General features: G+C 49.3%; 6 protein-coding genes. 3 read left to right on the top strand and 3 right to left on the bottom strand.

The genetic code is table 11. The annotated features are described in order from the left end of the window. Positions 1-368: signal recognition particle-docking protein FtsY (locus COW20_01595; GenBank protein PIW50752.1), on the top strand; the 368-nt coding region annotated here is incomplete at its 5' end. Between the two features lie 57 nt (positions 369-425). After that, positions 426-1,076, top strand: a complete 651-nt coding sequence (locus tag COW20_01590) for a hypothetical protein (GenBank protein PIW50751.1) — start codon at positions 426-428, stop codon at positions 1,074-1,076. Here COW20_01590 and COW20_01585 read toward each other — a convergent pair. Further along, positions 1,064-1,558, bottom strand: a complete 495-nt coding sequence (locus COW20_01585) for a protein tyrosine phosphatase (protein ID PIW50750.1) — start codon at positions 1,556-1,558, stop codon at positions 1,064-1,066. The genes COW20_01590 and COW20_01585 overlap by 13 nt on opposite strands. A 120-nt stretch (positions 1,559-1,678) precedes the next feature. On the opposite strand from COW20_01585, the gene COW20_01580 reads away from it, so the two are divergent. After that, positions 1,679-3,049, top strand: a complete 1,371-nt coding sequence (locus COW20_01580) for a hypothetical protein (protein PIW50749.1) — start codon at positions 1,679-1,681, stop codon at positions 3,047-3,049. A 62-nt stretch (positions 3,050-3,111) separates the two neighbouring features. Here the strand turns inward: COW20_01580 and COW20_01575 are convergent, their stop codons facing one another. Continuing rightward, a complete protein-coding gene (locus tag COW20_01575; protein PIW50748.1) occupies positions 3,112-4,623 on the bottom strand; it encodes a hypothetical protein in 1,512 nt (503 codons plus the stop codon). Positions 4,624-4,865: 242 nt separating this feature from the next. Then, positions 4,866-5,828 (bottom strand): hypothetical protein, encoded by a 963-nt coding sequence (locus COW20_01570; GenBank protein PIW50747.1) that lies wholly within the window; start codon positions 5,826-5,828, stop codon positions 4,866-4,868. Between the last annotated feature and the right edge of the window lie 193 nt (positions 5,829-6,021).

Below are 6,021 nucleotides of genomic sequence, written 5' to 3'. Positions count from 1 at the left end.
CTGGACGCCTGCACAATAAGGATCACCTGATGGAAGAACTGAAAAAAGTTCATCGCATTATTGAACGAGAAAAAGGCGATGCCCATGTGGAATGTGTTCTGGTCTTGGATGCCACAACAGGCCAGAATGGCTTGCGCCAGGCTGAGGTCTTTTCGAAATCTGTGCCTTTGGATGGTTTGATTTTGACCAAGCTGGACGGGACGGCCAAAGGCGGGGTGGTTTTTGCCATTCGCCAGGAATTGAATATTCCGATTCGTTTGGTGGGCGTGGGCGAACAGCTTGAAGATTTGCAGGAGTTTGAACCGCAGGCCTTTGTGAGTGCCCTCTTCTCCAATGAAGAGGAAGTCGAAATGGCCTTACAGGATTAATCGGATGTATTTAACGGACGCATCGAGCTTTTTTTTCTTGCGAGGTGATGATCCAAGGTGTTGAGCTTTTTATTGGCGCTTTGTCTTTTGTTGGTGATGGGCAGTTTGATTCTGACCTTGAGCAGCAGTGCCCGTGTGGATACCCTCAATAAGCAAAATGAGCTTTTGCGACGTGAAATGGAGCATCTACGCAAAGAGTACCATCAATTGGCTGAGCAGGTTCAATTGATAGAGGGCGGAAGTGTTTCTGTTCTGAAACAAAGTGCCTCAGATATCTCTGCTGCGGGAGCCTTGCTTCAGGCCGATGAGCTGAAACTACTTTCTGCGCGTGAAAAAATGGAGCTGGTCAAGCAAGAAGCCTACCGTTTGCAGGGCTTGGTTGAAGCCTATGCCCTGCAGAATTCAGGGGAATTTCCACAAACGCTTGATGATCTCAAACGTTTTGTACAGCGCAAGGGTAGCCAGGATTGGTATCTCAACCCCTATACAACGCAAAAAAATTTATTGATCAGTGAAGACAGTTGTCTGGATATTACCCACGATGCTGTAGACGAGGGCTTACTTGAGCATGCTGGTAAACTGCTCTACCAGGCACATTTTGATGAAGAAGAGCATATCTCCAATTATACAATTGCGGTCTTTGATGAGTTGGGGGTTTTACTCCGGCGTGAAGATGGCAGTCTGTTTACGCTTTCTCACAAGGCCTGAGCATGACTTAGAATATGGCTCAAAAGGTTTTCACACCCTGGTTTGAGCAGTTGGTAAACGGCCTCAAAATCTGAAAGATCTCCATAGTAAGGGTCGGGTATCTCCTGATGACGGGAGGGATTTTGATCGTCTGAAATGAAATCGATCATTCTGAGAATTTGCGCCTGATTTTGGGGTAAGCTTTTCTGCATGCGCAGCATATGCTCTAGATGCTGATCGTCCATGGCGATTAGGTAGCTAAATTCTTCAAAATCATGGTGCAAAATTTGCCGGGCCCGATGTTGGGTCTGAATCCCATATTTATTTAAGACCTGTAGGGTGCGTCTGTCTGGGCGTTCACCGGGATGGTAATTCGAGGTCCCCGCAGAATCACAACTCCAGGCTTTGGTTTGCGCATTTTTTTCGAGTAGGTTTTGAAAAATGGCCTCTGCCATGGGGGAGCGGCAGATATTGCCCAGACATACAAAAAGCACCCTGTTCATGCTAGACTCCTGCTTGATTGAGATCGATTTATTATTATACCTGTTTCGCTATTCTTTAGATGAATACAGGCTTTTGCTTATGGGGCCTGTGTCAAAGTACCTGGACTGCCTGGAAGGGGAATGGTAATATGGGTTGGAGTCTCAGAATCCTTGTTGGGGGCATCTATGCGCAAGAATACGGCTTTATTTATGATCCTGGTCGCGGCAAGCGTGACCTTTGGCTCTATTGAGCCTGTTTTGGCGCGAGGACCCAAAGAACCCCCCAAAATTGACGCGACCCCGATTCCTTTGCCCAAGTTTTATGCCCGCCATGTGGAAGAAGGCAATAAATTTTTGGCTCAAAACCGCATTACTGACGCGATGCATGAGTTTTTTACGGCCAAGACGATTAACCCTGACTATTACCCGACCTATATTGGCATGGGCAAAGTCTATATGAAACAGGGGCAGCTTGAAAAAGCGACTGAACAGTATCAGATTGCGGTTCGTCTGCTCAACCCCAGTTATGGTGCAGATCATATCAAACGGGGCGAGTATTTTGCTTCTCACCGCCAGTTTAAGCAGGCTCTTGCCGATTATTGGGAAGTGCTGAAAGTGGACCCCCAGGCGGGAAATCAGTATACCTTGGCCATGCGCCATTTGCGTTTTGGCAATGAAAAAGAAGCAGTCAAAGCCTTTGAACGGGCCAGTCAGATTGATGAGGACTATCCCGATCCCCATTTTCAATTGGGAAATCTGATGTTTAAAAACAAAAAGATGAAAAAAGCCATTCCCTCTTATGAGAAGGCAGTGGAGTTGGACCCCAATAACCCGCTTTATCATGTTTCCTTGGGCGATGCGCAATATAAAGAAGGCACGGCCAAAGCCAGTAAAGTAGATCTTAAACTGGTGGGACAAGCGGTTTCTCATTTTGAGCGTGCCGTTGCACTGGGTATGCGTCAGCCCCGGGTGCATTTCAATTTGGGTACGGCCTATCTCTTGGTGGGCAATTACGATGGGGCCATTCTCAATCTGCAGGAAGCGCTGCAACACGAATTGCGCGATGAAGACGTCTACTATAATCTGGGCAATGCCTTTTATAAAAAAGGCATGACAATTAATTTTAAATGGGATGAGCGCAGCAGTCTGACTGATCCTCAGCAATTGAAAATGAACAATACCAAATTTGAGTATATTTACCGTTCGATTCAAAGCTACCAGATGGCGATTACCAAAAAATCCAATTATGCACCCGTCTATTTTGACCTGGGGGTTTCTTATTTCCGTTTGGCTGAATTAAAACCCACGGCTCAGTTTATCTCCAAGATTGTCAATAAAAACAGTTCAAAAGAATATTTCACGCGGGGCATGCGCTTCTTTAAAACGGATATGCAGCAAAGAGCGCTTGAAAACTTCCAGAAATTTACTTCGCTTTCATCCGATGGAAAGTTAAAAGCGACTGCCAATCAGTTGATTACAGATTTGAAGGAAATCTTGGCAGAAGCCAAATAAACCTTCTCTTTCTTGAAACAGAAAAGGCTCCTACAGAGGAGCCTTTTCTGTTTTTAGCGGGTTTAAAAGCGATTGAAGCTTTGAGCCTGACGGGCCCAACGCACTTCCAGTGCACGCTCAGCCCCAGAGGGCAAAACATTTAATGGTTGAAAGCCGATCGTGCCCAAATTGCCGGGATTGCCTGGTACAGAGAGGGCTCGTACTTCATCCCCCCGTTGCTGAACATAGGTAATCCAGCGTCCATCGACTGAAAAACTGGGGGAGCTTTCTACTGTTCCCTCATCAAATTCCTGGGTGGCCACATTGCCAAAATTGCCGTTCAGACTGTTGACGCTACCGGGAAGCGTGGGATTTAAGAGGCTGGGATCCGGCACGGGGCCAACACTGCCGCCTGGTAGGGCAGGGGTGGCGGGCACTGCGGGTTGACCCGGTGCTCCTGGCACAAAAGGAATCAAGCTGGGAATGTCAATCTGGGCAAGATTGACGACCCAAATCTTTTGAAAATCAAACAGGCTTTGGGGCTGGCGGGATAGGTATTTGCGCGAGTAGACAATCCGACTGCCATCGGGTGAAAAGCTGGGTTGAAAGGCGCCTTTTTGAGGCGCTGTTTCGTAGGTCAACTGGAGCAAGCGGCCGCTGGTCAGTTCCATGCGCCACAGGTTGTCAAAATTATTGACTTTGTTCTGCGAAAAATTACTGCGATACATGATAAATTGGCCATCTGGCGACCAGGTGGGCTCTCGGTCTGAACCTGGCGTACTGGCGATTTGGCGACTCATTTGTCCCTGGGCATTTACGCGCCAGATATTGTAAACGTCTCCACGGCCTTCGACGCCGGTTCCATTGCCATCACTGAGACGATCTGAAGAATAGACCACATTCAGGGTGCGGTCACTGCCAATCGGTGCCCAGGCGGGATCTCGGTTAAAGGAGGTGCTGTTGCCGCTTAAAATGGTGACATTGCCTGCAGTGTCTTGCATGCGAATTTGAGAAGTGCCATCGCCGGGATAATAGGTATAGGCGATATAACGGCCATCGGGTGAGATATTGGGTTGGCGGCCAATGGCGATCTGTTGGGGCGGGGTTCCGGTGCCCCCCGTGCCTTGAATGCCCGCGACCTTGATCACGCCATTATCGAATTCATCCAGGGTGGTGCCTTGAGCCGGTGCTTCGACAAAGGCCATGCCATCGCCCAGAACCAGCAAAGGACGTTGCTGCTGGGGCAGATTGACAGAGTCGGTGCGGTCGAAAACGGTAACGGTAATGACATCTTCACCGCCGGTAAAGGGGGAGATATACTCCGCACTGGGAACGGTTGGATTTTGAGACATGACCTGCCCCCGGTTTGCGATAAAACGGAACTCAAGGTTGTGGTTGCAGGGGTTATTGACCAAAAGATTGATGGGAACCCGCTGAGCTACGCCGATGCTTTGACTGGCGATTTGAAACGTATAAAAAGTATTGCAATTGAGCGCAATTCCTCCACCCGGGCCGCAACTGGAACTCATCAATCCCAGGGTTGCGAGGCCGCTCAGGCTGAGAAGTCTTTTTTGCCAAATATACTTGTCCATCATCCGGTCCTTTATTTTGCTAGCACGCTCTAACCGTTTTCATTTGCTTATGACGGCATCCTGATCCAGGAGACGTAGAAAAGGTTGCAGATGTTTCCTGAAGAATCAGAAAAATCTTTGAAAACCCTTTAAAACCTTTTCATTATAGCATTTGCCGGTTTCTCCGCCTGCTTTATTCTGGAAAGAAAAATCCGTTACCTGAGGGGTAACGGAATAGATTAGCGTTGAGTAGAGAATCAAAAATCTTATTTGCTCAGTCCGAAGACCTTGCCGATACTGGAAAGAATAGAACTTGTGCCACCTGAGCTGCTGCCGCCGTTCAGTTTTTGAACCAGCTTGGCCAGTTCAGGATCTTGACCTGTCAAGGTCTGCTGATCCTGGGGCATAATCGTATTCCAGATTTGACGTGCATAGTTGACTTCATCACTGCCAGCCCAACCGTCGAGCAGGGTTTTGATAATCAGAACCCGGTTGGTCAGGGGAGCAGCCTGGAAAGCCTGTTGAATGGGCATGCTCAGGGTTTTCAGATAGTCGATGACGACATTGTCTGCTTTCAAGGCTTTGTAGCCACCTGCGGCTTGAATCTTGGTGATCACCTGTTGAGAAATGCCAGGATCCATACAGGGGTTGGTGCCATAGGCGGTTCCGGTACCATAACCGGCACCTGTGCCATAGGCGGGAGCCGTGCCGTAGCCAGCGCCAGCACCATAGGGATCAGTGTATCCAGGGGTGGTGCCATAGCCTGTTCCGGCACCTGCGCCGTAGGGATCCGTGTAGCCAGTACCTGTGCCGGTACCATAACCAGGGGTGGTGCCATAAGCTGTGCCGGTACCATAGGCAGAACCCGCTCCGCCACAACCGGCGACGCCGGTGCCATAGGCGGGAGTGGTGCCATAACCTGTTCCGGCGCCCGCACCGTAGGGATCCGTGTAGCCAGTGCCTGTGCCAGTACCATAACCGGGGGTGGTGCCATAACCTGTTCCGGCACCTGCGCCGTAGGGGTCGCTGTAGCCAGTACCTGTGCCGGTACCATAACCTGCACCTGCACCGTAGGGGTCGCTGTAACCAGCGCCTGTGCCAGTGGTCGGCAGTGCTGCACCAGGTGCGCTCACTGCCTGATTGGGCATGACAGAATTGGGATTGCGACTGCAACCGATGAGCAGAGCAGCCTGTAGGGACAGGAGGGACAGAAGAAATGCTTTTTTCATAGTTTCTTACCTCAACGCTATTCTTAGTTATTGTCCGGTTGATCTGCTCAAACCTTTCTTATGTTTAGGTTAAGATAAGAGAAATGTTACGGTAAGAAAATCAAACGAGCACAGGTTTTCAAACAGAGCAGAACCCACTTGCTTGGGATTTGTCTCCAGCCTGGGTATAATGAATCCATTCAGCCTACAGCAG

This window comes from bacterium (Candidatus Blackallbacteria) CG13_big_fil_rev_8_21_14_2_50_49_14 (assembly GCA_002783405.1).
In the GTDB taxonomy this organism is placed as follows: domain Bacteria; phylum Cyanobacteriota; class Sericytochromatia; order UBA7694; family UBA7694.
Note: the sequence above shows the minus strand (reverse complement) of the source record. Positions and strands in the feature narration are given on the sequence as shown.